The sequence below is a fragment of the Paracraurococcus ruber genome (genome assembly GCF_004353985.1).
In the GTDB taxonomy this organism is placed as follows: domain Bacteria; phylum Pseudomonadota; class Alphaproteobacteria; order Acetobacterales; family Acetobacteraceae; genus Paracraurococcus; species Paracraurococcus ruber.
The window spans coordinates 1-239 of record NZ_SMOA01000779.1 but is presented as its reverse complement, the minus strand read 5'-3'; the positions used below and the strand labels follow the sequence as shown (position 1 = coordinate 239).

The window sequence follows — 239 nt, the reverse complement described above, 5'->3', positions numbered from 1 at the left end:
CAACGCTACCTTCGCCTTGAAGTCCGCCGAGTACCGCGTCCGCTTGCCCGTCATCCAGGGCCGTCCTTCTCACAGGCGAACCGAGCTTACCCGCCTGTCCGAGATCCGGGGACCACCTCACTGGCCGGGGCGGACAGCCGAAGTATTCGGCCCTGGCGATCGCAACCGCCCTGACGCTGCGGGCCGTGTTCCGCTTGGCGCTGCGCCAGACCGAGGGCTTGATCGGCTCCATTCTGCAG

Annotated in this window: 1 pseudogene; it reads left to right on the top strand. The window is 67.4% G+C overall.

Features of this window, described 5'->3' with window-relative positions:
• Nucleotides 1-131: 131 nt before the first annotated feature.
• Nucleotides 132-239 (top strand): annotated as a pseudogene (locus E2C05_RS32665) (transposase); the annotation flags it as partial.